Source organism: Rufibacter sp. JT20002, assembly GCF_056491185.1.
The window spans coordinates 891,548-918,014 of the sequence record NZ_JBSZJY010000002.1; the positions used below are offsets into that span (position 1 = coordinate 891,548).

At 45.0% G+C, this 26,467-nt stretch carries 21 protein-coding genes and 1 pseudogene; 14 read left to right on the forward strand and 8 right to left on the reverse strand.

Going from position 1 to position 26,467, the window contains the following annotated elements:
* Positions 1 to 49: 49 nt before the first annotated feature.
* Positions 50 to 796 (forward strand): Fpg/Nei family DNA glycosylase, encoded by a 747-nt coding sequence (locus tag ACW9SV_RS13240; protein ID WP_479557243.1) that lies wholly within the window; start codon positions 50 to 52, stop codon positions 794 to 796.
* 78 nt (positions 797 to 874) lie between these two features.
* Here ACW9SV_RS13240 and ACW9SV_RS13245 read toward each other — a convergent pair whose 3' ends face one another.
* Both ACW9SV_RS13245 and ACW9SV_RS13250 read right to left on the reverse strand, forming a co-directional pair.
* Complete coding sequence (locus ACW9SV_RS13245) at positions 875 to 1,285, reverse strand: hypothetical protein (RefSeq protein WP_479557244.1); 411 nt, start codon at positions 1,283 to 1,285, stop codon at positions 875 to 877.
* A gap of 40 nt (positions 1,286 to 1,325) precedes the next feature.
* Positions 1,326 to 2,351: an alcohol dehydrogenase catalytic domain-containing protein gene (locus ACW9SV_RS13250; protein ID WP_479557245.1), complete on the reverse strand. Its 1,026-nt coding sequence runs from the start codon at positions 2,349 to 2,351 to the stop codon at positions 1,326 to 1,328.
* Positions 2,352 to 2,779: 428 nt separating this feature from the next.
* Between ACW9SV_RS13250 and ACW9SV_RS13255 the strand changes: the two genes are divergently transcribed.
* Together ACW9SV_RS13255 and ACW9SV_RS13260 are read left to right on the forward strand one after the other, a co-directional pair.
* On the forward strand, positions 2,780 to 3,016 hold the full coding sequence (locus tag ACW9SV_RS13255) for a hypothetical protein (protein ID WP_479557246.1): 237 nt from the start codon (positions 2,780 to 2,782) through the stop codon (positions 3,014 to 3,016).
* A 277-nt stretch (positions 3,017 to 3,293) separates the two neighbouring features.
* A complete protein-coding gene (locus tag ACW9SV_RS13260) occupies positions 3,294 to 3,563 on the forward strand; it encodes a hypothetical protein (RefSeq protein WP_479557247.1) in 270 nt (89 codons plus the stop codon).
* A 101-nt stretch (positions 3,564 to 3,664) separates the two neighbouring features.
* Here the strand turns inward: ACW9SV_RS13260 and ACW9SV_RS13265 are convergent, their stop codons facing one another.
* Complete coding sequence (locus ACW9SV_RS13265) at positions 3,665 to 4,774, reverse strand: PAS domain-containing sensor histidine kinase (RefSeq protein ID WP_479557248.1); 1,110 nt, start codon at positions 4,772 to 4,774, stop codon at positions 3,665 to 3,667.
* 503 nt (positions 4,775 to 5,277) lie between these two features.
* On the opposite strand from ACW9SV_RS13265, the gene ACW9SV_RS13270 reads away from it, so the two are divergent.
* The 4 genes from ACW9SV_RS13270 to ACW9SV_RS13285 all read left to right on the forward strand — a co-directional run bounded on the left by ACW9SV_RS13270 (position 5,278) and on the right by ACW9SV_RS13285 (position 10,743).
* Positions 5,278 to 7,317: a J domain-containing protein gene (locus ACW9SV_RS13270; protein WP_479557249.1), complete on the forward strand. Its 2,040-nt coding sequence runs from the start codon at positions 5,278 to 5,280 to the stop codon at positions 7,315 to 7,317.
* A 465-nt stretch (positions 7,318 to 7,782) separates the two neighbouring features.
* Entirely contained in the window at positions 7,783 to 8,946 is a 1,164-nt protein-coding gene (locus ACW9SV_RS13275; RefSeq protein WP_479557250.1) for a glycoside hydrolase family 43 protein, read from the forward strand.
* Positions 8,947 to 9,138: 192 nt separating this feature from the next.
* A complete protein-coding gene (locus tag ACW9SV_RS13280) occupies positions 9,139 to 9,330 on the forward strand; it encodes a cold-shock protein (RefSeq protein WP_479557251.1) in 192 nt (63 codons plus the stop codon).
* Positions 9,331 to 10,107: 777 nt separating this feature from the next.
* On the forward strand, positions 10,108 to 10,743 hold the full coding sequence (locus ACW9SV_RS13285) for a porin family protein (RefSeq protein ID WP_479557252.1): 636 nt from the start codon (positions 10,108 to 10,110) through the stop codon (positions 10,741 to 10,743).
* Positions 10,744 to 11,669: 926 nt separating this feature from the next.
* Here ACW9SV_RS13285 and ACW9SV_RS13290 read toward each other — a convergent pair.
* Complete coding sequence (locus ACW9SV_RS13290) at positions 11,670 to 12,674, reverse strand: 2-hydroxyacid dehydrogenase (RefSeq protein WP_479557253.1); 1,005 nt, start codon at positions 12,672 to 12,674, stop codon at positions 11,670 to 11,672.
* Between the two features lie 367 nt (positions 12,675 to 13,041).
* On the opposite strand from ACW9SV_RS13290, the gene ACW9SV_RS13295 reads away from it, so the two are divergent.
* The 4 genes and pseudogenes from ACW9SV_RS13295 to ACW9SV_RS13310 form a co-directional block, all read left to right on the forward strand.
* Positions 13,042 to 14,115, forward strand: coding sequence for a type I restriction-modification system subunit M (locus ACW9SV_RS13295; RefSeq protein ID WP_479557254.1), 1,074 nt, complete (start codon positions 13,042 to 13,044; stop codon positions 14,113 to 14,115).
* Between the two features lie 160 nt (positions 14,116 to 14,275).
* Positions 14,276 to 16,198, forward strand: coding sequence for an ATP-binding protein (locus ACW9SV_RS13300; protein WP_479557255.1), 1,923 nt, complete (start codon positions 14,276 to 14,278; stop codon positions 16,196 to 16,198).
* A gap of 1 nt (position 16,199) precedes the next feature.
* Positions 16,200 to 17,228, forward strand: coding sequence for a DNA cytosine methyltransferase (locus ACW9SV_RS13305; RefSeq protein WP_479557256.1), 1,029 nt, complete (start codon positions 16,200 to 16,202; stop codon positions 17,226 to 17,228).
* A gap of 88 nt (positions 17,229 to 17,316) precedes the next feature.
* Positions 17,317 to 17,700, forward strand: a pseudogene (locus ACW9SV_RS13310) (type I restriction endonuclease); the annotation flags it as partial.
* A 23-nt stretch (positions 17,701 to 17,723) separates the two neighbouring features.
* On the opposite strand, the gene ACW9SV_RS13315 reads toward ACW9SV_RS13310, so the two are convergent.
* Positions 17,724 to 18,698, reverse strand: a complete 975-nt coding sequence (locus ACW9SV_RS13315; protein ID WP_479557257.1) for a hypothetical protein — start codon at positions 18,696 to 18,698, stop codon at positions 17,724 to 17,726.
* Between the two features lie 151 nt (positions 18,699 to 18,849).
* Here ACW9SV_RS13315 and ACW9SV_RS13320 point away from each other — a divergent pair, with 151 nt between their 5' ends.
* Complete coding sequence (locus tag ACW9SV_RS13320; RefSeq protein ID WP_479557386.1) at positions 18,850 to 20,772, forward strand: type I restriction endonuclease subunit R; 1,923 nt, start codon at positions 18,850 to 18,852, stop codon at positions 20,770 to 20,772.
* A gap of 141 nt (positions 20,773 to 20,913) precedes the next feature.
* On the opposite strand, the gene ACW9SV_RS13325 is transcribed toward ACW9SV_RS13320, so the two are convergent.
* Both ACW9SV_RS13325 and ACW9SV_RS13330 read right to left on the reverse strand, forming a co-directional pair.
* Entirely contained in the window at positions 20,914 to 21,486 is a 573-nt protein-coding gene (locus ACW9SV_RS13325) for a transposase (RefSeq protein ID WP_479557258.1), read from the reverse strand.
* A 236-nt stretch (positions 21,487 to 21,722) separates the two neighbouring features.
* A complete protein-coding gene (locus ACW9SV_RS13330; protein WP_479557259.1) occupies positions 21,723 to 22,415 on the reverse strand; it encodes a pseudouridine synthase in 693 nt (230 codons plus the stop codon).
* A gap of 249 nt (positions 22,416 to 22,664) precedes the next feature.
* Between ACW9SV_RS13330 and ACW9SV_RS13335 the strand changes: the two genes are divergently transcribed.
* Positions 22,665 to 23,483 (forward strand): membrane or secreted protein, encoded by an 819-nt coding sequence (locus ACW9SV_RS13335; RefSeq protein ID WP_479557260.1) that lies wholly within the window; start codon positions 22,665 to 22,667, stop codon positions 23,481 to 23,483.
* A 153-nt stretch (positions 23,484 to 23,636) separates the two neighbouring features.
* On the forward strand, positions 23,637 to 24,389 hold the full coding sequence (locus ACW9SV_RS13340; protein ID WP_479557261.1) for a class I SAM-dependent methyltransferase: 753 nt from the start codon (positions 23,637 to 23,639) through the stop codon (positions 24,387 to 24,389).
* Positions 24,390 to 24,685: 296 nt separating this feature from the next.
* Here ACW9SV_RS13340 and ACW9SV_RS13345 read toward each other — a convergent pair whose 3' ends face one another.
* Positions 24,686 to 26,107 carry a S8 family peptidase gene (locus ACW9SV_RS13345; protein WP_479557262.1) on the reverse strand — a complete coding sequence of 474 codons (1,422 nt, stop codon included), beginning with the start codon at positions 26,105 to 26,107 and terminating at the stop codon, positions 24,686 to 24,688.
* Between the last annotated feature and the right edge of the window lie 360 nt (positions 26,108 to 26,467).

Below are 26,467 nucleotides of genomic sequence, written 5' to 3' on the forward strand. Positions count from 1 at the left end.
TTCTTGAGAGAAATACAACAATCAAAACATTTTTACCTAATTCAAATGTATGCCCGAAGGTCCGGAAATGGTTTTCCTGAAAGAGCAGGCCGAGCAATTTAACGGCGATGTGGTTCTGAACGCCAAGGGCACGGCAGCGAATCCCCCTATACTGAATATCAAGGGACAGCCCCTCACCAAAATCAGGACCTTTGGCAAGGAAATCCTTTTCTGCTTTCCCACGGGTGCCATTAGGGTTCACCTGATGCTTTTCGGAAAATACGTCCTAAACGGAGTGCTGAACCGGGAGCTGAAACTTGGCTTAGAGTTTGACAGCGGAGAACTCAACTTCTACGCCTGTGACTGCCAGTATATAGAGGAGTCGCCAGAAATTCTCTATGATTGGACCACCGATGTGCTGCACCCCTCTTTTGACGAAGCTAAAGCTTTAGAGAAACTTAGCCGTAAACCTGACCGGCTCATCTGTGATGCCTTGCTGGACCAAAGCATTCTGGCAGGTGTAGGGAACGGGATCAAGAACGAAGTGCTTTTCAGAAGGCAGGTGCACCCGGAGAGTGTAGTGGGGCAAATACCGAAACCCGTGTTAAGAGGCCTGGTCAGAGAAAGTGTTATGGTAAGCTTTGAGTACCTGGAGAGCTTGCGGGAAGGAACCCTTCCTACTCTCTGGCAGGTGTACCGCCAAAAGACCTGCCTTCGTGACCATACTCCTTTGCAGAAAGAGAAAATAGGAAAGCCCGCCAGGTCCTGCTATTTCTGTGAAACTTGTCAGTTCCTGTACCTTCCGGATTATCTGTAATTAATTGAAGAAGTTTGATTTTCCTGGCCGTGCAGTAGATAAGGAAAGATATTCAAGACTGAACTTCTCTGGCTTATATTAGCCTTCTGGGTGAATAGTATTCAACTGCCAAAAATAGGCTGCTTCTTTAAAAGGCTCTCCATTCCTAACTTTATCAGCATATCTACTTGGACGCATAAGATTAACGAATTCGTCATCAATTGGCTTAATAGCTTCTATTAACTTTTTACTTGATTCTTCTGAGCAATTTTCTACTGCTAATTGAATCCAAAGGCGTATACCTTGATCATGATCATATTCATAGATGCTCCAGTTTTCCCAATCAGTTTGAACAAAACTTTCCCATTCTTCATATAACCTTTTTAGTCCGGCTCCAGAAAATTGATTTACCATTTCCAGTGATTTTCCCCAGACCCTAATAGCCTTTTTAATTTGCTCTAAGTCTTCCAACTCAATCCAGAATTGGAATTTGTCTTTCATGATTTCCATGCCTCCATCTTTGTACTAGTCACCATATGCCCCAATAGCCTTACTCCCATTTTACCACCACCTTGCCTATCGTTTGTCCTCGTTGGAACAGGTAAATAGCGTTAAGCATTTCTTTATAGGAGAAAACATGGCCAACCCGTTGAGGCTTTAAGTCTAAGGCTTGAAGTTCGCCTAACAGTTTGTGCATCATTTCCGTCTGTTCATAGAGATAGATCAGGTTGAACCCCATCAGCGATTTGTTTTCGGTAGGCAGCCGTAGAGGATCTATTCTAGGCCGCTGCAGAAACTTCCAGATAAGTCGCGGGTAATTTGGTTTAGGGCTGTGGCTGGAGAAACTGGCATTTCCGTACACCACCATCCGGCCCATGGGTGCCAACGCTTTCCAGCCTTGGGCAAGAACCGTTCCGCCAATGCATTCCATGATCAGTTGCAACGGACGGTCTCCCAACCCCTTAGCAAGCTTCTGCGGAAAGTCTTTTCCCCTAAGAATAACATTATCATAGGCTTCCTCCGCGCACAAAAAGTTTATTTTGTCAGGCTGCCCTACTGTTCCAATGGTGTAAGCCCCATACTTTTTACAAATGCGGTTGGCCAGAATGCCCACGCCACCGGCAGCACTATGAATAAGCACAGTCATGCCTTTCTGCAAATTACCTAATTGCGTAAGGGCGTAATAAGCGGTGAGTCCCTGTACCAGAAAACTGGCCCCTTCCTCAAAACTCCAAGAATTTGGCAAGGAGATCACGTACCTCCGGTTGAGGTTCAGGTGCGACACATAGCCGCCAAATTTTGTAACTCCCATCACCCGGTCGCCTACTTTCCATTCGGTTACATAATTGCCAACGGCAATGATCTCCCCTGAAAACTCCAGACCCGGGATAAACGAACCTTTTGGAGTGGCGCTGTACAAACCCTGCATGGCAAAGACATCCGCGAAGTTGAGTCCTATCGCCTTCACCTGCACGCAAACTTCCTCTGGGCTTGGCTGGCCTAGGCTCTCCTTTACCAGTTTCAGGTGTTCAATAGAACCAGCTTTGGGCATTCTAAAAGCCAGGCGCTCCTGCATATAGTCTATCTTAAATAATTGGCATTGTTTTTATAGAACAACGGGGCAGAATGGGTTAAGTTTTAAAGGTTCATCCTGAGCAGTGGCAAAAGGTACAAGAAGGGGTTTTCGACTATTTAATTAACCTATAACATTTTCAAAAAAGCGGATTTAACATGAGTTCACTTCTTTGTTTATAGCTCATTTTCCAAAACTAAATAAGAAAATAGTAGCCCTTTAATTGGAAGGTTATTTCTAACCTAGTTTGGAGAAAATTTTCTGCCTTTTACTGAAGGTTAATTAATTTATAAATATAGAATAAGCTTAATATAAATAATACCTTACAAATTTTCCTACTTCTAAGTTCCTTTTACGTTTGTAAAAGACTGTTTAAAATACAATATTGCTGTAAGGTAAATAATTAGCACGCCTTTTGTAGTACATTGTGTATGGAGAAATTCGCGAAGGAACAGGTTTCAAAGGACGTTCTAGAAATAATTCTGGAACACTACACCCCAAAACTCGCCTCACAAGCCATAAGCTTGTTTGGTATAACCATAACGTACTACTATCCGGCAGAGGAGAAAAATGGCCATGAACAAAACACGGTGGCTTTTTCCATCAACGAGGGCGCTGTGGACTCCTGCTTTATTTTAGCCAGCCAGGCAACAAGTGCCCACAGGTAAACCTATGCAGATAGATTTTACAAGATTTTACTTCAATTAATCACAAGGTATATCTAAAGCAGGACTAATAATCCAAAGGGTGAACAGGTAGAGGATGAAAAACAACCTTTTTTCTGAAAACCAGGTCCAAAATGAAAAGGTACAATCAAAAGTTTCTGTCTAACTCCACTTGAAAATAATGGCTTCCTATTGGCCTATTGCAGAACAAATAGTGAATTGAGGCAAACGTTTTAGGTAATCATAGGGGAAAGGAACTCACGTTTTTCAGGAGCTATTTATGAATAATAAGGATTTGATTTTGATGGCCATTCTCGCTAAAGTTGGCAAGTTCCTGGAACCGCACGATCATCCTACCCTATCAAAGGAGATAGCCAAAGAACTTAACCTGTCGGTGGCAGACTTGTTGTTTTTATCAGAAGAACTAACCCATGACGGGCTCCTTTCCATGAGTCCGCTTAGTGACCCGCCCTTGCTTTATCTTACCCGCGCTGGCGTGGCACGGGCCCGCAGAAGCACCTTTTCTTTTGATGGCCGAAAAGCTTCTTAGAAAAATATGATAGCCCACTTGATAAACCAACTACGGGTTTAAGGCCTCTTTTCATAAAATTAAGAGTAAACCGGCAGGTGTTTTAGACTAAGAAAAGAAGGTTAGGTGGAGGCGCCTACCTGGTTCTGTAGTTTGGGCATTCTGATATAGAAAGTAGTGCCTTTGTTTTCCTCGCTTGTAAACCAAATTTTCCCGTGGTGCCAATCCACAATGGTCTTCACGATGGACATACCCAATCCTACTGATTTCTCCCCTTTCAGGCCTGGACGGCGGGCTTCGGTGAATTTATCAAAAAGCGAGGCATGATATTTTTCTGGAATTCCCACCCCGTTATCGGTAATTGAGACTAAAAACGTATCGGGTTCCTCTTCCAGGGTCACCTGGATTAGCCCGCCGTCTGGGGTAAATTTTAAGGCGTTTGAAATCAGGTTGGTTATAACCTGCATGAACTTCAGGTCATCTACCTCCACGTAAATCTCCTCGCTGTTGGAGGTAAAAGTGACCGTTTTAGGCAACAACTCGCCGCCTATAATTCGGTATTCCACCATCATCTCCTGAATTTTTTGGACCAGGTTCACCCTTCTGGTCACCAAATCGGTATGCGAAGACTCCAAAAACTCCTGGTTCATGAACTCCCGCAGCATCTCAGATCCTTGTTTGCTGATTTTCTCTATGAGATGCAGGATCTCGTGGGTTTCTTCATCCTGGTTAGATTTCAACTGACCGGCCAGCATTTCAGTGAGGTTTTGAATCATACCCAGCGGCCCTGCCAAATCATGCGCCAGAATGTTTAGCACCGTATTCTTCTTATTGGAAAACCGCTTCAGGTGATCATTGTACAAACGCTGATCGGTTACATCTTCTACATGCCCTAGCAAAACCTTGCCTTCCTTCCCTTGCATCAGCGAACCCGTAAGGCAAACCCACTGCTCTTCTTTTCCTTCAAATTGAAACCTGAATTCAAATTTTAGCAGGTGGCCACTGGTAAGAATACGCGTAACCCGATCCTGCACATAAGGTTGGTCATCGGGGTGAACCAGATTGAAAAGGTACTCAGAAGTCATAGTGCTCTCCAACTCTGGAAACGCCGCTTTCAACGCCGGACTCTGGTAAATGATCTGCCTTGTCTCAACTGAATAAGCAAAAAATGCCTGGCCAGTCTGTTCCACCAGTGCTAGTTGCAGGTCGGGCAGGTCATGTAATAAAGGCATAGGGTGTAAGTCGCAGGTAGAATTGATCAGGTTTCACTGCATATTACTACATAAAAACCATAAATGTTTGTCCTTGATATAAAAGGGCTTTCACAGGGCAGTAAAGAAAAATCCTTTACCTGCCTTGTGAAAGCCTCTCAATACACCGCTGTTATCAAAATTGGACCTTCTAACCTTTGTTCCTTTCAGCTATCCATTGGAACTTTCCCTCTAAGGACTCTTAGCTTTTTAAACAAAATTTTAAGCCTTATTGCACCCCACCTAAGTAGGTTTTAATTGATTAATAAAACCTGTATAGAAGAATCTAAGCGGTTTACAGGAAAATACCTCTTTAAAATCATATCTCATAGTTTAGTAAAAATATTTTTTGAAATATTATAATTATAGCTATATTAGAAGGTCAAAGTAAGTTATTCCATTAAAAAGTAAGCTTCTCTTTCCCTTTACCTTAAGGTGAGAAGTTGATTTCTTATAAAAAATCAGCACACACAGATAAAATTAATATGGTTAAGAACTACTACCAGCTACTTGGAATTAAGGTAAACGCGTCTCCGGTGGAGATCAAGGATGCGTACCGGAAACTCTCAAAGAAGGTGCACCCCGACCTGAACCAAGGCGAAACCTTTTTTGAGGAGTATTTCAAGGAAGTAAAAGAAGCCTATGAAATTTTATCTGACCAGGAGAAAAAGCGGGAGTATGACATGCGCAGGTTCAGGCCCACCATTGCTACTCCCCAAGCTCCGGTCACGCCGAGCAATCTCAAAAACCTGGAGTACCAGGTAGCCCGGTTGGAACTGAAACTCCGCGACCAAACCGAACAATACAACACACTACTGGCCGAGAAAAAGTCCTTGAACCAGGAAATGGAACACTTTGTCAAGGCCCTTTTTGAGGTGAAGAACGAGCGGGCGCTTTTGCAGAGAAAAGTAAAGGAAATGGAGCTAGAAACCCATTCCCTTAAAAAAGCATACCTGCCTGTCCAGAAAACGCCTGAGGTAAGCCAAACCCAGGAATTGCAGCGCAAACTCCAAGCTTTGGAGCACGAGCTGAAAAGCATGAAGGAAAAGACCTCAGGCACGGCTCAGGAACTGGCCCGGGAAGTGCAGTTAAAACAAGCCTTGGAGAAACGGGTGCAGGAACTGGTACTTCAGGCCGCGCAACTGCCCCTGCGCGATAAAGAACTTCAGGCCCTCACCCAGGAAGCCGAAAAACAAAAAGCCCGCATCACGGAACTGGAGAAGCAGGCCGAGCAGGTGAAACACGAACTACATGGCAAAGCCAAAGAACTGGCCCTGGCTCTGCAACAACGGAAAACCCTGCAAGAACACCTGCAGGAATTAGAAAACCGCTTGCACCAACCAGCAATAGTTTCTGCTCCTAAAAGTGAGAAAAACCGCCAGCAGCAAAGTCAGCAGATTCTTGAAGCCACTACTCAGAAACAGGCTCTTCAGAACCAGGTGCATGATTTGGAACTAGCTGCCGAGCAGTTAAAGCAGGTGCTTCAGGAGAAAACTAAGCTTCTGCAGCAGGAGAAAGGCCATAAGCAGGAATTACAAGCCAAGATTCAGGCCTTGGTAGACCAAACCGCCCAGCAGCAGGAAGCCCTCTCCCACCAAGCCTTACAACTGGAGCAGGAAGCCAAAATTAAACTGGGCCTTCAAGATAAAATCACGGTTTTAGAGAAGGCGGCCGCCCAACATCAGGCTCTTTTAAAAACCAAGGACGAAGAACAAGCGCAACTCTCCCGCCAGGTACAGGAACTTCAAAACAAGCTCAAGATCCTGGCCCAAGAAGAAACCAAGCTACAGGCCACTCTTCAGAAATTGGAGCAGCAAGCCACCAAAGACAAGGCCGAGTTGCAAGTGAAAGCCAAAGCTCTGGAGACAAGCCACCACCAGAACCAAGCCTTGCAAAAGCAGCTGGAAGAGCAAAAGAAAACCGTGGCCTTGGGGCAACAGGAGCTACAGAAGAAAACCCGCGAACTGGAGCAAGAGGCCGCTCAGAAACGAAACACACAAGCCAAGCTCCAAGAATTGGAAAAAGAGAAAGCTGCCCAACACCTGAAACTCACCGAACTGCAGAAAGACCTGGCCGCCGCGAAAACAAGGTACAACCACCTAGCGCGCGTGCAACCGTTCCTGGTAGAGCACATGGACTTCTTTAACTCGGCGCTGCCCGATGTGTACGGCGACTCCTTTGACCGCTCTGAGATCAAGTACATCTTCAGCCGAATGAAAATTGCGGTGCTCACCGATAAACCCGGCAAACTGAACGTGTTGGTGAAATACCTAAAACCGGGTGGACAGCTGTACTTCAATCCCAAGTCCTCCCCTTCGGGCTACTCCTTCGCGGCCACCATCAACTACAGCCCCCAGGAAGAATACATTTATTTATCGGGTTGGGGAAGCGACCGCGACACCACCTTTGTGGCCGGCGAACACCGTGTTGAAATCTATGACGAGACAGGCCGCCTGCTTTCCCGTGCCAACTTTATGGTGAAAGACAAAATCCTGAATCTGTCAAAGATCAAGAGCTTCTTTTAAGATTTCACCAAAACACTTGAAAATCCCCCTTCACCACACACCCCTTCTGGAAGGGTCTTGAAGTAAAAAGGTTAAAGATTGATCTGGTTTTAAGCCCTGTTTCAAGATCCTTCCAGAAGATAGGTTTTGCATTTTCTACTAACACCTTACAATTAGCAGGTACAGAGACTTGTTACCTTTTTCTTTTTGTAAATTCTACAACTAAAAGGAACCCCGAGAAAGCACCTTATTCTTATCTCTTTTCTAATCTGAGGCTGTTTTTCTTGAAAGGGCCTTTAAATGCTACTTACAACAAGCCATTCAAAACCCCTGGCACAGCAGTGAAGAAAGCTTAGTCAATTATTAAAGCTTTGATGTAGGTCCAGTACTCTCCTAGTTCTGTCCGCTTCAAAAAGCGACAAAATCTACCACTTGCCTGCGTTCTTTTTACTATTTTTAAAGGTACTTGCCTCAACCCTCTTTCCTATGCTAAAAAGAAGTTACCTGGTACTCTCCCTCGGCCTGCTTTTAGGCTCCTGCAACACCGCCACCCAAACACAGGCACCCGCCCAGACAGATACGACGGCCACCCCTCAGAACGCAGACACCTACCAGAACCCCCTGAAGGTGCAGTTCGGAGACCCGTATGTGTTGTATGACGCGACCAGCAAAATGTATTACATGTACGGCACGGGCGGCGGAGCCAAAGAAGGATTCAGCACATATTCGTCTACGGATCTGGTAAACTGGAAAAACGAAGGGCAGGTATTCTACGGCAACACACCCGGCTCCTGGGACGTGAAAAACTTCTGGGCCCCTGAGGTGTATCACCGCAACGGCAAGTACTACATGTTCTACTCTGCCGACTGGCGCCACAACCCCGGCAACGAGGAAGAAAACTTCCGCATTGGGGTGGCAGTGGCCAATAAACCTACCGGCCCCTTCAAGAACCTCTCAGACAAGCCCATCTTTGACCCGGGCTACCCCATCATTGACGCCAACGTGTACTTTGAGCCGAACGGGAAGATGTACCTCTATTATTCGCGCTGCGCCTACGAGCACCCGGTGGAGAGCGAAGTAGCCGATTGGGCCAAGAAACAAGGCTTGTTCAAAGAGATTGAGGAAAGCTGGGTCTATGGCGTGGAGCTGAAACCCGATTTCAGCGGTGTCATTGGGGAGCCGGTGTTGCTGCTCCGCCCGCCCCTCCAAATGAACGATGCCCAGGCCGAATGGGAAAGCCGCTCGGTCACGTCAAAAGAAGTGAACCGCCGCTGGACCGAGGGTTCCTACACCTTCAAGCAAGGCGACACCTACTACATGATGTACTCGGCTAACTTCTTCGGGGGCAAAAACTACGCGGTGGGTTACGCAACTTCCAAACACCCGCTGGGCCCTTACCAGAAAGCCGAAAACAACCCCGTTCTGCAAAAGAACACCGAACAGGGCGGCGAGGTCACCGGCACGGGGCATAACAGCATCGCGTTCTCGCCAGACGGGAAACAGATGTTCTGTGTTTACCACGGCCGTACCACAGCCTCAGGCGATGAGCGGGTGGTGTTCATTGATCCCATGCGCATTGAAAAGAACGGCCGCCTGGTGGTAGAAGGCCCTAGCACCTCACCAAAGCCGATGCCTTTAAGCAAACGATAGCACCTGGTTTTGATCCCCCTTCAGAAAAAGAGACGTAAAAACCGATTCTTGGCTGACCTTCTGGAAAAAAGTTTTCCACTTTATAGGCCTTCATTGGCTTTAAACCCGCTTTCTGAAAGTATCTGGTTTATCTGCTCAACTTAATGAACGATTACCAGTATAGGAGTGTCATCAAGGTATAATAAACACAATATGAATCAAGGAACAGTAAAATTCTTTAATGACGAAAAAGGCTTCGGCTTCATTAAAGACAGCAATTCAAATCAGGAGTACTTCGTGCACGTGTCTGGTTTAGTAGATGAAATCAGAGAAAACGACGAGGTAGTCTATGATCTTCAAGAAGGAAGAAAAGGACTAAACGCCACAAATGTAAAACTGGCCTAGTCTTTCGCTATAAAGACAAATTGCTTTAAAAGCCTCTCCCACCCGGAGGGGCTTTTTTATGCCCTTAAAATTTTAGCTTGAGATATTAGTTTGCATTATTTCCAATAATTAGGACTTAGGAGGTGCTTAGTATCCTTTAGCAGAAGTTCATAGAAACGGGTTTAAAGAATTCATCTATCTTTAAACAAATTTTTAAACAACTAACCATTGACTTTCAACAAACACCTACCAGTACTTCACCAACAGGGCCGCTACTACATGAAGGAATAGGTTAAGGACCTTAACTATCTTGATAGTTCTTTATGTTAGCCATAGAGACGGCGCCAATAAGCTAAAACATACTAAATGCATTTACCAACGATGAGCCCAAGATCTACATAAACAGCATCAGGGTAGATTTTATATTTATAGCCAGGCAAGGGCATACGTGAGATTCTAATCAGGCCCCACTTCATTGGTACCACATCCTTGGGCAGCCGCAAAACTTTTTAAGTGAAACTACCAGTAGAATTTTGAATAAATTTTTTCAATTTTTTGCTTAGAACAGAGACTTATCTTGTAAACCTTTTTTTGCCTACACCAGTAAAGCAATAAAAAAGCACAAAAGGAAGTGTTTTCTCATAAGTGGTTTATATATCATGTAATTAAAAAATCATTTTTAGTAAATACTCTAAAGTACTTTAATTAGAATTGTTAACCTGTTGAGGTTTTCATTTTCTTCACAATAACAATTCTAAAATATTTACTTTTTAAAAGAAGCAATAATTTATAACCCATATGAAGAAAATAGGTTTACTAATTTTAAGCTTAATTATATTCAATTTATTTACAAGTCACTTAGCAATTGCGCAAAGTAAGTTACTTGAAAAAATAAACTTTGGACTTAAGGGTGGTTTTAACTGGACCAGTAGTAATGACGAAGATAGAGTATCGGATGGACAGGTTAATCCCCGACCAGGATTTCATGTAGGAGGTCTAGCACATATCCATTTGACTAGTAAATGGGCACTTCAACCAGAACTAACATATTCTAAAGAAGGAGCTTTATATGATTTTCCAGGTTCTTCAACCATCCCGAAATATGAAGGCAAAACTGATTTAAATTTTATTAATTTTCCTGTTCTGGTTCAATACATGATTGGACCTGGCTTTAGAATACAAACAGGCCTGCAAATTGGATTGGTCACAAGTGTTAAATACGAAGATCCCTACAACAAAGAAACTGATAAGAATGACATTCAAAAGGGTAACTTCTCTTGGTCAATAGGGTTTGGATATTTAACTAAATCTGGATTTGGTTTTGACGCTCGTTATAATGCCGGATTATCAAATATGTATAAAGATGGTATCTATCCTGGTCAATCTGCACGTACCCGAGCAGGCCAATTTGGTTTTTTCTACCAGTTTAAATAAATTATTTATTTCTTAAGAAGTTTAGGACCCCACAATTTGGGGTCCTTTTTTATTTATACTTTATCAGGCAAATTCTTAACCACTTATTTACCAATTTTTTTGTTTAGTTACATAGTGTCAATTTGCTTTTAACTTTTCATTAAGCCCTTTTGACAACACTTCCTTATTCGTTTACTTGGCTGGCTTTTATTTGCATTTAGTACCAAGTGGTAACCTAGCATAATATATATTCTGTACCGAAAAGTAAAATGGCTGACTAGTTTCTTCAATTGTAAGAACAATTGGCGGATTTTTACTACGATATAAACGTAAACCCTTCTTTCCTACTTTCTTTTAATGAAGCAAAGGTTATTCCTGAATCCTTTTTCTTTTTACAAATACATTAATGATAAATCTGGATTGCGAAGTATAGGAAATTTGAAAGTCAGACGTAAGCTGGACTAGAATGTTAAATAGATCTACGTAAACGTTTATTTCAAAATTATCTGGAAATAGACATAAAAAATTTGCGAAGCCCACGGCACCAAAAACTAAAAGGCTTTTTGGATTATTTTTGCCAAAATACCTTAATACCCTTACCTCCGGAACTCCAAACCACAATGGCAAGCAGGAATATGCAATTTTAATGTGAGGTTTGCACTTGGTTAAAAGATTTCGTGATCTCTTTAATTGTACCGAGCTTTAGCAATAGGATGTACTTAGATCACGCCCAGCACTCTCCCCCAAGTAAATAGTATGCTCGCCAACACTCTAAATAATAGGCAGGAAGTAACCACAAGCACAACCAGCACCGCTCCTTTATTCCTTAATGAAGGGATCGCAGCCAATAACAAAATGGCAGAACAGCAAGCATATGATTTATTCCGGGAATTTTAGAAGAAAGTACATTTAAAATAGTGTTCAACAAATCGTTGTTCTCTTGCAAGTTACCTCACCCCCAATCCTTTCACCTCATTCACCAGCGTTTGCCCCTGCTCAAAATCAGTGATGTTCTGAAGGGTGACCTGGGCAATGCTGTGCAAGGCCTCGGCGGTGAAGAAGGCCTGATGCCCGGTGATCAGGACGTTGTTGAACGACAGCAGCCGCATGAACAAATCGTCCTGGATCACTTTTCCCGAGAGATCTTCAAAGAATAGGTTTCCCTCCTCTTCGTACACATCAATGCCTAGGTATTTGACCTTCTCTGTTTTGAGTCCGGTAATCACGGCTTGGGTATCAATGAGGCCGCCGCGGCTGGTGTTGATGAGCATCACGCCGTCTTTCATTTGAGCAATGGACTGGTCGTTAATGAGGTGGTGGGTCTGGGGCGTGAGCGGACAATGCAGCGAGATGATGTCTGACCCGCCGTACAGGTTCTCCAGCGAGGTGAACTCCACGCCCATTGCCTCGGCTTCCGGGTTGGCCTGTACATCATATCCCAGTACCTTGCACCCAAACCCTTTGAGAATGCGGGCCGTGATCAGCCCGATGTGGCCCAACCCAATCAACCCTACCGCTTTGCCGTGCAGGTCAAAGCCCATTAAGCCGTTGAGGGCAAAATTACCTTCCCGCACCCGATTATAGGCCCGGTGCGTTTTGCGGTTCAAAGCTAAGATCAAGGCCAGGGTATGCTCGGCTACCGCGTAAGGCGAGTACGCCGGCACCCGCACCACCTGTAGCCCAAGTTGGGCGGCAACTGGCAGATCTACGTTGTTGTAGCCGGCACACCGCAACGCCACCAGCTGCACCCCGGCCTCGGCTAAGCCCTGCAGCACGGGGGCATTCAAGGTGTCATTCACAAACGCGCACACCGCTGTAGCTCCCTTGGCCAGTACGCAGGTGTTTTCATTGAGCGGTACCTCCAGGAACTCTAACTTATGTCCGTGTGCCTGGCTGGCCTCGGTGAAGAACTGTTTGTCGTAGACTTTGGTGTTGAAGAAGGTGATGTTCATGAACGTTTCCTGCTTGTTTTACATAAAGGGGCAAGTTAGAAATACGATACAGGTCTAAAAATGACCATTGTTGGTTTAAAGAATGATGTTTGTTGTTTTACTTATACCTAGAAGTTTGATTTCTGGGTTTATCTGAATCATTCACTTGGTTTCAGCGAGGTCGGCTTGAACAATGGTTTTTATAACTCCTTAGATTAAGTGCTTCTAACACCTTTCAATTGAAAGTTTTCATTTTCATGTAGTTATAAAAATGGCCTTATGAAACTAACATTTTTATTTCCAACCGACCTTCCTCTGCTTCTTAGGGCTTAAAAAATTTCAATATCTTAGGCTTCCTATACCAAACCATCCCCCTTTATTAACCCGCATGGCGAAGAAGAATACCTCGGCACCCGCTGCCAAAGGCGATATTGATTTTGAGAAAGAACTCTGGGACGTAGCCAATGAGCTGCGGGGCGCCGTAGCCGAAAACCAGTACAAAGACTACGTACTCTCCCTCTTGTTTGTGAAGCACCTCTCTGAGCGCTTTGAGGTGCGCAAGCAGGAGATTCAGCTTTCCTTTCTGGAGCCCAGCTCTGACTACTACAACATTGAGGCACACGAGCAGAGTGAGGTGCTGGAAGAAGAGCTGGAGTATCAGGTAAAGAACGTGTACCGCCTGCCCAGGGAAGCCACCTGGGCGCACCTGCGCGAGAACGCCGAGCAGGACGACATCAAGGTGAAGGTGGACCAGGCCTTCGTGCTCATTGATGAGATTCTGGCCAGGCGGAACCCCGACTACAAAGGCGTGCTGGAGCCCATCTTCGTGAAGAGCCAGCTCTCGCCTACGCAGGTGGCGGGGCTCATTAACCTGTTCTCCAAAGAGACCTTCTCTGAGATAAACAACCCCGAGAGCGACATCTACGGCCGCGTGTATGAATACTACATCGGTAAGTTCGCCATGGCCGAGGGCTCCGGTGCGGGGCAGTTTTTCACGCCGGGCAGCGTGGTGCGCCTGCTGGTAGAAATGCTGGAGCCGCTCAAGGGCCGCATCATGGACCTGGCCTGCGGCAGCGGCGGTATGTTTGTACAGAGCCTCAAGTTTCTGCAGGCGCACGGCGGCGACAAGAACGACATCTCCATCTACGGGCAGGAGCGCTACGAGGGCACCCTGCGCCTCTGCAAGATGAACCTGCTGCTGCGCAACCTCTCCTTCGACGTGAAGCTGGGCGACTCGCTGCTGCACGACCGCTTCTCAGACCTGAAGGCCGACTACGCCCTCATGAACCCGCCGTTCAACATCTCCAACTGGCACCCAGAGCTGCTGCCCGACAACGACCCGCGCCTCTTCGGGGCCAAAGACACCTTTACCACCCCCGGCAACGCCAATTACATGTGGTTCCAGACGCTGTGGCACCACCTCTCTGAGCGCGGCACGGCCGGCGTAGTGATGGCCAGATAAAAATAAAAGAGGTTACTGATTATCAGAATTTTACGATTTTTATTTAAGGGATTGATAAAAAGTGATGCTAAAGATTTAGAAACTAAACTAACTTGCATAGTAAAAGCACAAACAACTTTTTCAATCTACATTTAATATAAAAACACTTATTTATAAGTAAATGAATAGAGAATTAAAAATCAGGTTTGCAGGTCGATTAATAGATTTGTTAGGGCAACAAATGTATGGAGGACCTGTGCCAGCAGTAGCAGAACTTGTTGCTAATGCATGGGATGCTGATGCCGAAAAAGTGGAAATTACTATACCAGAAGATGTATCTGATCCAAATGCCGAAATAATTGTGAAAGATTATGGTATTGGTATGACATTCGATGAATTAAATAATTTTTATCTATACATAGCTAATGAAAGAAGAGAAAGAGGCGAAAAAACAGCTAAAGGCCGACTAATAATGGGTCGAAAAGGCATAGGTAAACTTGCAGGCTTTGGTATCGCTGAAGACATTATTCTAAAATCTGTAAAAAACGGCCAAGTTGTTGAATTTACACTAAATTATTTAGAGTTAAAAAACTTAGAAACAGTAACCAACTGGACTTTTGTACCTGAACGTGATGAGCCAACAACAGAGCCAAGCGGAGTAACAGTTACATTTAAAAATTTAAAACTTAAAAAGCAGATTAATGTTGATGAATTCCGAAAAAGTATGGCAAGAAGATTTGCTATTGGTTCGGAAGAAATGGAAATATCAATCAATTCTCAACCTATAACAAAAGAAGAACTTGAACTCGATTGGAGGGAACCTTCCGACCCTACTAAATGGCAAAAAGAAACAATTGAAGGTTTTGGTGAAGTAGAATATTGGTTTGGATTCTTAAAGAATACCATACAAAATCCAGAACTCAGAGGCATTTCTGTATTTGCTCGTAAACGAGTAGCCCAATTCACTCCTTTCTTCTTTAATCTCACAGGTGGGATAAATGGTCAAGTTGCTCTCGAATATTTAACTGGTCAAGTTAAAGCAAATGGATTAGACGAGAAAGAAGACTTTATCGCAACAGATAGACAAACTGTCAATTGGCAATTCCCAAAAGCTTCAATTTTAGAAAAATGGGGTCAAAACAAAATTAAAGAACTTTGTTCTGGCTGGAAAAAAAGACACACCCAAAAAAATGTTGATAGGTTTCAACATAAATTGGGAGATTTTTTTTTAAGGATAGAAAAGTTTTCATCCGCTCATGAAAGAAAAGATATTTCTACTGCATTAGAAAAAATTGCTTCAATTGAAAGAATTAACGAAAATGACTTTCATGTTATTGCTAATTCAATGATTTCTGGCTTTGAAAGGGAAAGTGTTAAAAAGGTTATACAAAAAATAAATACGTCATCTGATGAGGCTTTGCCTGAATTGTATGATCTAATAAAAGAATGGGACGTAATTAGTGCAGTATTGACCGCCGAAGCAGTCTCAGGTAAAATTGAAATTGTAAATCAATTTGGAAAGCATATTGAGAATAGAGTACCTGAAAAGGCTCCAGGCGAAGCAATCGATATGCAAAAGTTTATTAAGGAATATCCTTGGCTTCTCGGACATGAGTATGAAAGTTTGGCTCCAGCAGATTTTTCACATGAACAGGGCCTTGATAAGTGGATTGAAGAGGAACTGAATGCAACTAACAAGGAGTTCAAGAGAGAAGATGAAAAGGATTCAAGAAGATTTGATTTACTCTGCCTATTAAATGATTATCAAATAATCGTTTTAGAATTAATGAGACCTGGTATAAGTGCCGATTTTGATCATGTTAATAGGCTCGCAAGATATGTCACAAGGATTCAAGCAAAAATAGAATCAGGTTCTATTTCTAAGTATAGAAATAGAACAGTTAAAGGTATTCTTATTGCAGATGGATTCGCTAAGGATCCTTCCCTTAGTAGAATAATTCAAATGAATGAAGAAATCATGGAAGCAGTTGAATGGAATACTTTATTTAATAGGGTAAAGGGTAGATATAAAGAGTTTTTACAATTATTAGCTTTGAAAGCTCCTGATGATCCAAGATTGAAAGGAGTCGTTAATTTAGATTAATATGCATACTTTTAATAGCATTGATCTTTTTTCAGGTTGCGGTGGATTAACTGTTGGAATGCATAAAGCAGGTTTTTCAACAAAAGTGGCAATTGAAATTAATTCTCATGCCGCAAAGGCATTTGCGATGAATCATCCTGAAACTCATGTAATAAGCAAAGACATTAGAGATGTTTCTGCATCAGAAATATTAGAAAAGTTGGATGGACAGCCACTTCATTTATTAGCAGGATGCCCACCTTGTCAAGGATTTTCAGGCATAAGAAGACTAAATAGAAAAGAAGTAATTTATGATTCTAGAAACAGTTTAGTCATAGAGTATCTTCGACTAGTTAAGGAGTTGAAGCCTTTAACTATCATGATGGAAAATGTTCCAGGGCTATTATCTTATGACCTATTCGAATATGTTCAGCAGGAACTTAAAGTTTTAGGTTATAACCCTAAAACTACAGTAGCAAATGTTAAGGATTATGGCGTACCTCAGAAAAGGAAAAGGCTAGTTTTGGTAGGATCAATATTGGGGGACTTAGATATTGCAAAAGGAAATGAAAAGAAAGTAACTGTACGCGAAACAATTGGAAACCTTGAACTTCCCGATTCATCAAATGATCCATTACATAAAAGCTTTGTAAAGCATACTTCGGATGTTCTCGAAAGAATAAAGCTCACCCCAAAGGATGGGGGAAGTAGAAATGATTTGCCAGAAAATTATAAGCTTAATTGCCACAAGAAAGCAAATGTAGGTTTTAATGATGTTTATGGTCGGTTACGTTGGGATGATTATTCAACTACTATTACTGGAGGCTGCCTAAATCCTTCAAAAGGAAGATTTCTTCATCCAGAACAAAATAGAGCCTTGACGCCAAGAGAAGCTGCCTTACTACAATCATTTCCTGAAGATTACCAGTTTCCTTTAGATATACCTAAAACAGCATTAGCACTTCTAATAGGAAATGCATTACCTCCTCAATTTAGCTTTATACAATCAAAGAATATTTACTTACACCTCAAGAAGTTTTTACATAAATAGCTTTTTTAAGACTACTTTATCAGAATACTTCTATTACTAAAAATTAAAAAAACTACTCTACAACAAAGGCACAGACGTACACCAGCGCAACCACTCCTTCCACCTTAAGCTCAGCAAGGGCATCAGCAAAACCTGGAAAGACGAACACGGCAAACCCCAGTTCGGCCACTTCTACCCCGTTGACTATGACACCCTGGCGAACAATGACTTCAGGGTAGTGAACCAGTTCACCATAGTGAGCAAGAACAAGCGTATACCAGACCTCATCATTTTTGTGAACGGCCTGCCGCTGGTGCTCTTTGAGTTCAAGAACCTGTTTAACCAGGATGCCACCGTAGAGGCCGCCTTCAACCAGGTGCAGCACTATACCTTAGACATTCCGGCGGTGTTTGAGTACAACGCCCTCACCGTGGTCTCTGGCGGCCAGACCACCCTGTACGGCATATTCCTCCCAATCTATAATTTTCAATAAATTTTAGATTTAATACTAAAAAATCACATAGCACCTTCTACCTCAATTTTTTCTCCTCTAATATTTGTCATAATCAACTTATATTTTTTCTCTTTGCCATTACGAAACTCATCTTTTAACACACTTAACAAAGTCTCTCCTACTTCTTCATCAAGTATAAAATTAATTCTGGACATTCCGCCTTTCGGTATAACTTGAGAACTAAACATTAGAGTTCCACCCCCAAAACCTCCCCCAAAACCACCACCTTTCATTCCCATAGTGGTAAAGCTTTTCATATCTTGTATATTTATTTCTTCTACTTTTACAGGCAGTTTAATATTGTCTGGTTGTAGAATCATAATTGCTTTGTTCTTTATTAAACCATCAGTATTTCCATAATTTATTATTGTAACCTCTAATTTAAATGTTCCACTATATGGCAAACTTTCTCCTAAACGTGCTACAATCCCCTTAATTAATTTCTGTTGATAAGGTATATTCTCAAGTTGATCTTCTATTCTTTTTATTAACAAATCTTTATGTTTGTGCATATCTTCCAAATTTTGTAAAGTAATAGGTACAGGAAGGTTATTGTTTTGAGATGTATTTTTTATTATTAATTCATTTATCTCACTTTCATTAAGGTTGCCTCTTAATAAATTAATGTCTTTCAAGAGTTCTTGATTCTCCTCAATAAGAAATTCATCGTATTTACTAAAAATGCTTTTATATTGTTGAATATTTTCTTTATTCACAATCAAGTCTCCAGTATTGTTCCTTTCAACCATTAGGTTTAGAAAACTATATTTTTGAGAGAACTTATAAAATAATTCACTATTGTTTATAGTGATTATATCTTTACCTAGCTCAACGCTTTTAGTTTCAGGCTTTATAAAAACCTCTTCGACACGAAGTTTGTCTTTAGAAATCCAATCATTAAAGAAATAACCCAGTACTCCAGCCAATACAGTGCTAGCCACAGTTACTATAATCTGTTGAAAAGTATCTTTATTCATTTTCCTTTATATTACTGTTTAAAATATAAAAAATAATTAAATATAGTTAATATTAATATTCAAATATATAAATAAGTATAAAATATTATATAGATTATTTTGAATTTATAATTCATGATCTATTTGGGAGATATTACTGTGCGGCGGCGTGGTGTTCAGCACCGTGCAGAAGTTCAACCTCAAAGACACGGCCACCGGCCGCGAGCTGGAGCACCCCGTCCTGAGTTCCCGCGATAACATCATTGTGATAGCCGATGAGTGCCACCGCATCCAGTACGGCCTAGTGCAGGGTTTTGCGAATAACCTGCGCCGCGCTCTGCCGCAGGCGAGTTTCATTGGCTTCACCGGCACTCCCGTAGACAGCAAAGACGCAGACACCGTGGCCGTGTTCGGTGACATCATTCATAACTATGACATAAAGCAGGCCACCGAAGACAAAGCCGTAGTGCCCATTTACTACGAGCCCCGCCTGGCCAAGCTGCACCTGGGCAACGCCCAACTAGAGGAGGAAGCCGAGGAAATCACGGGCGGGCTGGAAGAAAACGACAAGAACAAGATTCTGTGGGCCGCCATGGAAGACGCCGCCGATTCAAAGGAGCGCGTGGCCGCCATTGACCTAGACATTCTGCAACACTACACCGCCCGCAACGCCAGCCTGAGCGGCAAAGCCATGATTGTCTGCCTGAGCCGCCGCAACTGCGTGAAGCTCTATGACGCCCTCACCGCGCTGGAAGGATGCCCCGAGGTAGCCGTCATCATGACCACCAACATCGCCAAAGACCCCGTTGCCTGGAACCCGCACGTGCGCACCAAGGAAGCCATGGAAGGCATTAAGACCCGCTTCAAAGACTCGGATGATGATCTGAAGTTGGTGATTGTGCGGGACATGTGGCTCACCGGCTTTGACAACCCGGCCATGCACACGCTCTATGTAGACAAAGTGATGACCGGCCACAACCTCATCCAGGCCGTAAACCGCATAGCCACCGTCTTTCGTGACAAACCCAGCGGCCTCATCGTAGACTACATCGGCATAGGTGACCGCCTGCGTGATGCCACCAAGAAATACACCGGTGCCGGAGGTTCTGGCGCCGTGGCACTAGAGATTGAGGAAGCGTTCTCCCTAACCCAGGAAATCATTGAACAGCTGCGGGAGCAACTGCCCCCTGATTTCACCTACCAAAACTGGCTGTCCTTAACCAAGCCGGAGAAATTCAAGTTGGTGGGGCTGGCTACGAACTACCTGGTCTCTGAAGATGAGCGCTGCAAAAGATTCATGTTGAACGAGAAGAAGCTCAGCAGCCTGGCATCCATTGTGAAGAACCACCCTTCCATCAATGACATTGCGGTAGACATCCTCTTCTTTCAGCACGTGGGCGCGGCCGTGCGCAAGGTCAAGTACCCCACCACCAACATCAAGAAATCGCAGGAGCAGATTAAAAACCTCATCCACCGCAGCATAGAATCTGAGGACGTGGTAGACGTGTTCCAGATGGCCGGCATAGAGCGCTTTGACATCTCCATCATCAATGACGAGTTCCTGGCCACCGCCAAAGAGCAGAAAACCGGTAACGAGCTCAAGCTGGAACTCCTGCGCCAGATCATGAACGACGAGATCAAGGTCCGCTCCACCAAAAACTTGATCAAGTACCGCAAGCTCAAGGAAGAAGTAGAAAAGATTATAGCAGACTACCACGCCCACTTCTTCGACAGCCTGGTGGCCATGGAAAAACTGCGCACTGTGGCCAAGCAGATGCAGGATGAAGACAAGCTCCGAAACCAACTAGGCCTCACCGAAGAGGAAGAAGCTTTCTACCAGATCCTGGCCAACCACCCCAACGCCGTTCAGGATTTCGACCTCATCAAAGAGCTAGTGAAAAAGATCCTGGCCGAGGTCAAGAAAAGCGCCTCCCAACCAGACTGGTACAAAAAAGACGACACTAAAGCGCAGTTGCAGTTAGCTGTAAAAAAGGTGCTCCGCTTCAAAGTGAAAGCAGACCTGCAGGAGATTCTGGACGAGATTCTGGAACAGGCTGAGGAGCGTTATAAGGTTTTGGCATTTGTGGTAGCGTAGGGATAGGTCGCAACCTGTCCTTTCTTCTGCCGAGCCTCTATCTTATAAAACCGTCATACATTGAATAAATATCAGCAATATGGATTGACCAGGAATGCTTGTGAGGACAGGTCGCGACCTGTCCGTACTTTGCTCTTTTAATTATCTTTTGAAAGAATCTTCCTGCCATTTGGCTGGGTTATTCTCAATATAATGCTTGATGTTGCGGAAGCTCTTTTCATCTCTGATGATATGATCGTGAAAGGAGCGGTGCCAGGCAAAATCTGGCATGCCAGCAAGCCTAATTAGCTTTGAGGTGGTAGTTTTATACGCTCCCATGATCTGTGACAACGATTTCACCTTCCTCCCACCACCAGATAAATGTACGGACAGGTCGCGACCTGTCCCCTCACATTCCTGATCTATTGCCACGCATTCCTGATCGTCGCAACCCATCAATACTCCCTCATTATTTATCTCAAGAATGGCATGAATATGATTAGGCATCACCACAAACGCATGAGAGCTCAGATAAGGATATTGTTCTAAGAGCCAGCCCCACTGCCGCTCAGCTATATGCCCATATTTGTTTAAATGCCTTTCTTCATTGATTACTTCGCCAAAGACACAGGCCATCTCTTTCACACAGGCAGTGATAAAATAGAAGGCATCTTTGCTGTAGTCAAACCCAAAAAGCCGGTTCCGTTTTCGGTCTGGACGTAGTGGAGAATTCATAGAAAGAGAAATATACGAGAAAAGTAGGGACAGGTCGCGACCTGTCCTGAACGGTGCCCTGACCAATCGGCCTACTAAGAATCAATTAAGAAAAAACCACAGGAGTGGGATTGATCTGATAAAGGTGGGCGGGAATGATTTTGTAGTAGCAGGCATTCGTGGAAGGACAGGATTTCGCAGGATCGCAGGATCAGATATGCGTTGAGGACAGGTCGCGACCTGTCCCTACAAATCTGTTATTGTAATCTTTGTATTTCTTCGTCGTTAATTTTTAGCCACTCTCCAGGCTTTAACTCCCCTAGCTCCATATTCACCATCCGCACCCGCACCAAACGCTCCACGGCATACCCCAACTTATAGCACATGCGCCGGATCTGCCGGTTAAGGCCCTGCGTGAGCACAATGGAAAACGTCTTCTCTCCTACTTGCTCTATTTGGGCAGGCCGCGTCTTTTGGCCCATGATTACCACGCCGGAGGCTAATTGCACCAGTGCTTCGGGGGTTAAGGGCTTGTTTACTGTGACCACGTATTCCTTTTCCTGGTGGTTTTCAGAGTGGCTGATACGGTTGTAGAGGGCGCCGTCGTTCGTGAGCAGCATCAGTCCTTCAGATTCCTTGTCCAGGCGCCCTACCGGGAATACCCGGACGTCCAAGTTGAGAGCCTGCGCCAGGTTGTTTTCAATAGCTGGGTTGAGCGTAGATTCCACGCCACGGGGTTTGTAGTAGGCCAGGTACGTGAAGTTTTTGGGTTCTTTGAGCACTTGCCCATCTAGTTGCACCTCATCCTCTGGCCGAAGCGCTTGGTGCAGTTGGCCTTTTTGTCCGTTCACCAGCACCCGCCCGGAGACAATGGCCTGCACCGCTTCTTTGTTGGAGAGGCGGGCTTTCTGCACCACAAAATACTGCAGGCTGGAGGTAAGCGCTTTCATACAGGGCTAAAGAAGAAGGTATGAAAAGAAAGGTCTTTTGGTCTCTCTGATCTGAAAAGCTAAAATTAGAGAAAATACCCTGGCTTATACTTAGCTACTTCCAGAGGCTCCTCCTATTTCTTTCTATAATCAGCATCCGGTTATTGACCTCTTTTCAGAAAAAGAACCTTAAAACACCCAGGCGGCTTTTAATTCGTAAGATACTTAGGAAAGGTCCTTACGCTATTCCTTAAAACTAACCTCTCTCCTATGGCTATTCTGTACAGTTCTTTTCTTACCCTCGTCTTAGGCTTCAGCCTTTTGCTGTGGAGCAACGTCTCTCCTGTGCCGGTTGAAGAATCGAAATCACTTACCCCGGCCTCTACTTACCAGGCAACTCCCAAACCGAAAGAACTGGAAGGGGCCTGGCAGCTGGTAGGTACCTCCCCAGATCAGGATGCTACCCAGATGTTCCAGACTTTGGCCGATGGTTTTTTTGCCGTCGCCCACTTTGACAAAGCAGGTAAAAAGTTCATCGGCACGTATGGCGGCACGTACACCCTGGTCAATGGCAAGCTGAACGCCACCTACGAATTCAACACCTTTGACAGCACCAAGGTGGGCTCGGCGTTTACCGGCAGTTTTACCAAAAAGAACGGAAAATGGCAGCTACAGAGCATGAGTGGCGCTTCGGCTGCGCAGCAGACCTGGGAGAAAGCCCCGGAGAAAAACACGGGTTCTCCGCTGGTGGGGGCCTGGCGCATCAGCAGTCGGGCGGGGCAAGACGGAACCATGAACCAGATGGTGCCCGGTCCCCGGAAAACAATAAAAATCCTTTCGGCCGATCGGTTTCAATGGATTGCGTTCAACTCTCAAACGGCGGCGTTCTCGGGTACGGGAGGCGGCAACTACACGGCCCAGAATGGCACTTACACCGAGCACATTGAGTTCTTCTCCCGTGACAACAGCCGGGTGGGCATGCAACTCAGTTTCCAATATGAGGTAAAAGACGGGAACTGGCACCACACAGGTCTCAGCAGCACCGGCGGCAAAGTGAACGAGATCTGGCAGCGGCTCTCCAGGAAATAGTCATCTAATGGATAGCGGTTGTTCTTTGGTGAACTCCCTCAAGGAAGCTTAGAACCAGCCTGAAGGTCCTGCTTCAGCTTAACCTGAAATTCCAGGAATCTTAAACAATCCACTATAGCTAAGGTTCTAATGGTCAAACTTTCTTATGTGCATATGCCGGCAAAACTTCTTCTTCGCGCTGTTACTTTCCTCCCTTTGGGCGCGCTCCTGGTTCTTTTCCCCGCTTGTGAATCGCCGCAGGTGAAAAGCAAGGGAACTGGTACCAGTGCTGTGTATGTGACCAAGCCCCCGCACCCCGATGGCACCGGTAAAGTGTACCTGGGCCGCGAAATAGCGCATGTGATGTCGGCTTCGGGAGGCGAGTGGCTGGAGCGCGATACCCGGCAAGAAGAAGAAAACGTTTCTGAGGCGATCGCTAAACTAGAATTACAACCCAACAGTGTGGTTGCCGATGTTGGCGCCGGTGCGGGCTATTACACCTTCCGGATCGCGCCTAAAGTGCCACAAGGAAAGGTGTATGCCGTGGAAGTGCAGGACGCGTTTGTATCTGCCTTGCAAAAGCGGGCCCAAGAATTGGGGCTTACCAATGTGACCGTAGTGAAAGGCAGCGCCCAATCTCCTAACCTACCTGCAGCATCTATTGATTTGGCCCTGATGGTAGATGTGTACCATGAACTGGTATACCCCCGCGAGATGCTACAAGCCCTGTCCCAGGCCCTGAAACCCACCGGCAAACTCCTGCTGCTGGAGTACCGCGCCGAGGACCCAAGGGTGCCCATCAAAGAACTGCACAAAATGAGCGTGGCCCAGGTGAACAAGGAACTCCGCGCCAACGGATTCACCCTTTCCCGTAAAGAAGATTTCCTGCCTATTCAGCATTTCCTGCTGTATGAGAAGACAAAGTAAGGGGCAGCTGGGAATGATGTGCAAGTCAGTCAGTTATTGAGGATTAAAACCAAAGAAGGAATCAGGTAAATTCAATAAATGTAGGGGCAATCCCTTGTGGTTGCCCTTACACGAATACAACCGCTAAAAGGGCAACCACAAGGGATTGCCCCTACCGAAAAGCGTAAAACAGTATGGTGAGAGAATTTTGGCTGATTTGAATTTAGTCTAAAAACCCAAGGAGCAAATCGCCAGACGTAAAAAAGCCGCCCTGATCCGAGTCAAGACGGCTTTACCATTTAAACAAAAACTATCTTTTAGAAGCCGCTCACGTTTAGGCGACCACCCGTGGTACATTTTCCGGCAAGGGAAGCTGTAGGAAGGGCGCTGCCTAAGATAGCGGATCTGATGGCGGCTGCCGTAGTGCCGGGGTGCGACGCGGCATACAGCACCACGCCTCCGGTTACGTGCGGCGTCGCCATGGACGTACCGTTGTAAGAAGAATAGGTATTGTAGGCGGTTGATGAGTAAATGCCAGAACCTGGAGCCCCGATGTCTACGGTGGTTGCACCATAGTTAGAGAATGAAGAACGGCCACCGGAGCTTGTGATAGCCGCAACGGCAATTACGTTGTCATACCCGGCTTGAGCGGTAGTATTGTAGTTGGAAGGATAGCTTCCTACGGCATCGTTATCATCACCCACGCCGTCGCTACCGCCATTTCCAGCCGCGGCTACAAACAGGATCTCGGCTTTGGCCGCACGAACCACTGCATCGTTCAGGGCTTGGGAGAAGCCACCGCCGCCCCAGGAGTTATTGCTGGCCACGATGTTCATGCCGTGGCGGGTTTTCAGGTCGGTGAGGTAATCAACGGCTTTGATGGCGTTGGCCGTGGTACCGCCCCTGCGGCCCAGGAACTTAAGCGAGATCATAGTAACGTTCCAGCTCACGCCTACTACCCCTTTCCCGTCGTTTTTAGCGCCAATGGTACCGGCTACGTGGGTGGCGTGGTCGTCATAAGAGCCGCGGGTTCCGCCGTCGTACACCGAGTTGTCGTTACCGTCAAAGTCCCAACCATTCACGTCGTCAATGTAGCCGTTGCCGTCATCGTCTACGCCGTTCACCGGATCAAACGGGTTTTTCCAAATTTGGCCCTCCAAGTCGGGGTGGTTGGTTTGCACGCCTTCGTCAATGATGCCCACAACCACAGAGGCAGAGCCTGTATTGCCGGCGGCCCAGGCTTCACCTGCCTGGCTTCCGTATTGGTTTGCCGGGGTGGTGGCATCACCGTACAAGCCCCACAAAGAGCCGTTGGTATAGTAAGTATCGGAAGAAGCTAATTGGTGGGTATAGATGTAGTTGGGCTCCGCGAAGGCGACGCTAGACTCCCCTTTTACTTTCGCCAGGGCTTCCAGGGCAGCCATGGGCGTGTGTACTAGCACCACCCCTTCTTTGTCCCCGAACCGCTCCATGGTTTTGGTCAGGATCTTCTCCTTCACCTTTCCGCTGATGCGGGCCAGCACAGCCGATTTCACCTCGGCGGCGACACCGGCTTTGAACTTCACCAGCACCTCATTGGGTACAACCTGTTGCCCTCCGGCTACCCCGGCATCGTTCTGCTGGGTAGCTGCTAATTCCTGACCCTCTGTGATAACGTCTTCGCACGACGTTAAAAAACTCACGGACAACACCGCCGCCGCTACGGCAGACTTTCCAAATAATAGGTACTTTTTCTTCATGTTTGTTAGGTGGGTTTGGGATTGATATAAATAACTTCTCTAATTGACGAATACTAAAGAAGAATTTAAAAGAAAGTACTAACTCCTCTATAACTTGTCTCCTTTTAAGCAGGGCTATCACTTTTCAAATAAAAAGCACATTATTATGTTTAATAAAAGGTATTTCAAACTTTACTTCATCGCACTTAAAGGCTTTATGTAACTATATACTTTTTCTATATTTACAAAGAAGGCACCGGTACTCAGAATATAACTTTGGCAGTTAAGGATTTTAAGAGCATTTTTCAGAAATCATCCTTAAAGCAGAAACCCAGATGGATCTTACCTTGGAAGAGAACCAAGCATCCCCTACCTTCAGTA

What these genes read in the sequence shown, in the direction of transcription:
- ACW9SV_RS13330 (WP_479557259.1), bottom strand. Translation starts at nt 22,415, where the DNA reads ATGAAAGCGCTTACCTCCAGCCTGCAGTATTTTGTGGTGCAGAAAGCC.
- ACW9SV_RS13270 (WP_479557249.1), top strand. Translation starts at nt 5,278, where the DNA reads ATGGTTAAGAACTACTACCAGCTACTTGGAATTAAGGTAAACGCGTCT.
- ACW9SV_RS13260 (WP_479557247.1), top strand. Translation starts at nt 3,294, where the DNA reads ATGAATAATAAGGATTTGATTTTGATGGCCATTCTCGCTAAAGTTGGC.
- ACW9SV_RS13285 (WP_479557252.1), top strand. Translation starts at nt 10,108, where the DNA reads ATGAAGAAAATAGGTTTACTAATTTTAAGCTTAATTATATTCAATTTA.
- ACW9SV_RS13315 (WP_479557257.1), bottom strand. Translation starts at nt 18,698, where the DNA reads ATGAATAAAGATACTTTTCAACAGATTATAGTAACTGTGGCTAGCACT.
- ACW9SV_RS13245 (WP_479557244.1), bottom strand. Translation starts at nt 1,285, where the DNA reads ATGGAAATCATGAAAGACAAATTCCAATTCTGGATTGAGTTGGAAGAC.
- ACW9SV_RS13335 (WP_479557260.1), top strand. Translation starts at nt 22,665, where the DNA reads ATGGCTATTCTGTACAGTTCTTTTCTTACCCTCGTCTTAGGCTTCAGC.
- ACW9SV_RS13345 (WP_479557262.1), bottom strand. Translation starts at nt 26,107, where the DNA reads ATGAAGAAAAAGTACCTATTATTTGGAAAGTCTGCCGTAGCGGCGGCG.
- ACW9SV_RS13295 (WP_479557254.1), top strand. Translation starts at nt 13,042, where the DNA reads ATGGCGAAGAAGAATACCTCGGCACCCGCTGCCAAAGGCGATATTGAT.
- ACW9SV_RS13255 (WP_479557246.1), top strand. Translation starts at nt 2,780, where the DNA reads ATGGAGAAATTCGCGAAGGAACAGGTTTCAAAGGACGTTCTAGAAATA.
- ACW9SV_RS13305 (WP_479557256.1), top strand. Translation starts at nt 16,200, where the DNA reads ATGCATACTTTTAATAGCATTGATCTTTTTTCAGGTTGCGGTGGATTA.
- ACW9SV_RS13250 (WP_479557245.1), bottom strand. Translation starts at nt 2,351, where the DNA reads ATGCAGGAGCGCCTGGCTTTTAGAATGCCCAAAGCTGGTTCTATTGAA.
- ACW9SV_RS13325 (WP_479557258.1), bottom strand. Translation starts at nt 21,486, where the DNA reads ATGAATTCTCCACTACGTCCAGACCGAAAACGGAACCGGCTTTTTGGG.
- ACW9SV_RS13280 (WP_479557251.1), top strand. Translation starts at nt 9,139, where the DNA reads ATGAATCAAGGAACAGTAAAATTCTTTAATGACGAAAAAGGCTTCGGC.
- ACW9SV_RS13340 (WP_479557261.1), top strand. Translation starts at nt 23,637, where the DNA reads ATGCCGGCAAAACTTCTTCTTCGCGCTGTTACTTTCCTCCCTTTGGGC.
- ACW9SV_RS13300 (WP_479557255.1), top strand. Translation starts at nt 14,276, where the DNA reads ATGAATAGAGAATTAAAAATCAGGTTTGCAGGTCGATTAATAGATTTG.
- ACW9SV_RS13240 (WP_479557243.1), top strand. Translation starts at nt 50, where the DNA reads ATGCCCGAAGGTCCGGAAATGGTTTTCCTGAAAGAGCAGGCCGAGCAA.
- ACW9SV_RS13275 (WP_479557250.1), top strand. Translation starts at nt 7,783, where the DNA reads ATGCTAAAAAGAAGTTACCTGGTACTCTCCCTCGGCCTGCTTTTAGGC.
- ACW9SV_RS13265 (WP_479557248.1), bottom strand. Translation starts at nt 4,774, where the DNA reads ATGCCTTTATTACATGACCTGCCCGACCTGCAACTAGCACTGGTGGAA.
- ACW9SV_RS13290 (WP_479557253.1), bottom strand. Translation starts at nt 12,674, where the DNA reads ATGAACATCACCTTCTTCAACACCAAAGTCTACGACAAACAGTTCTTC.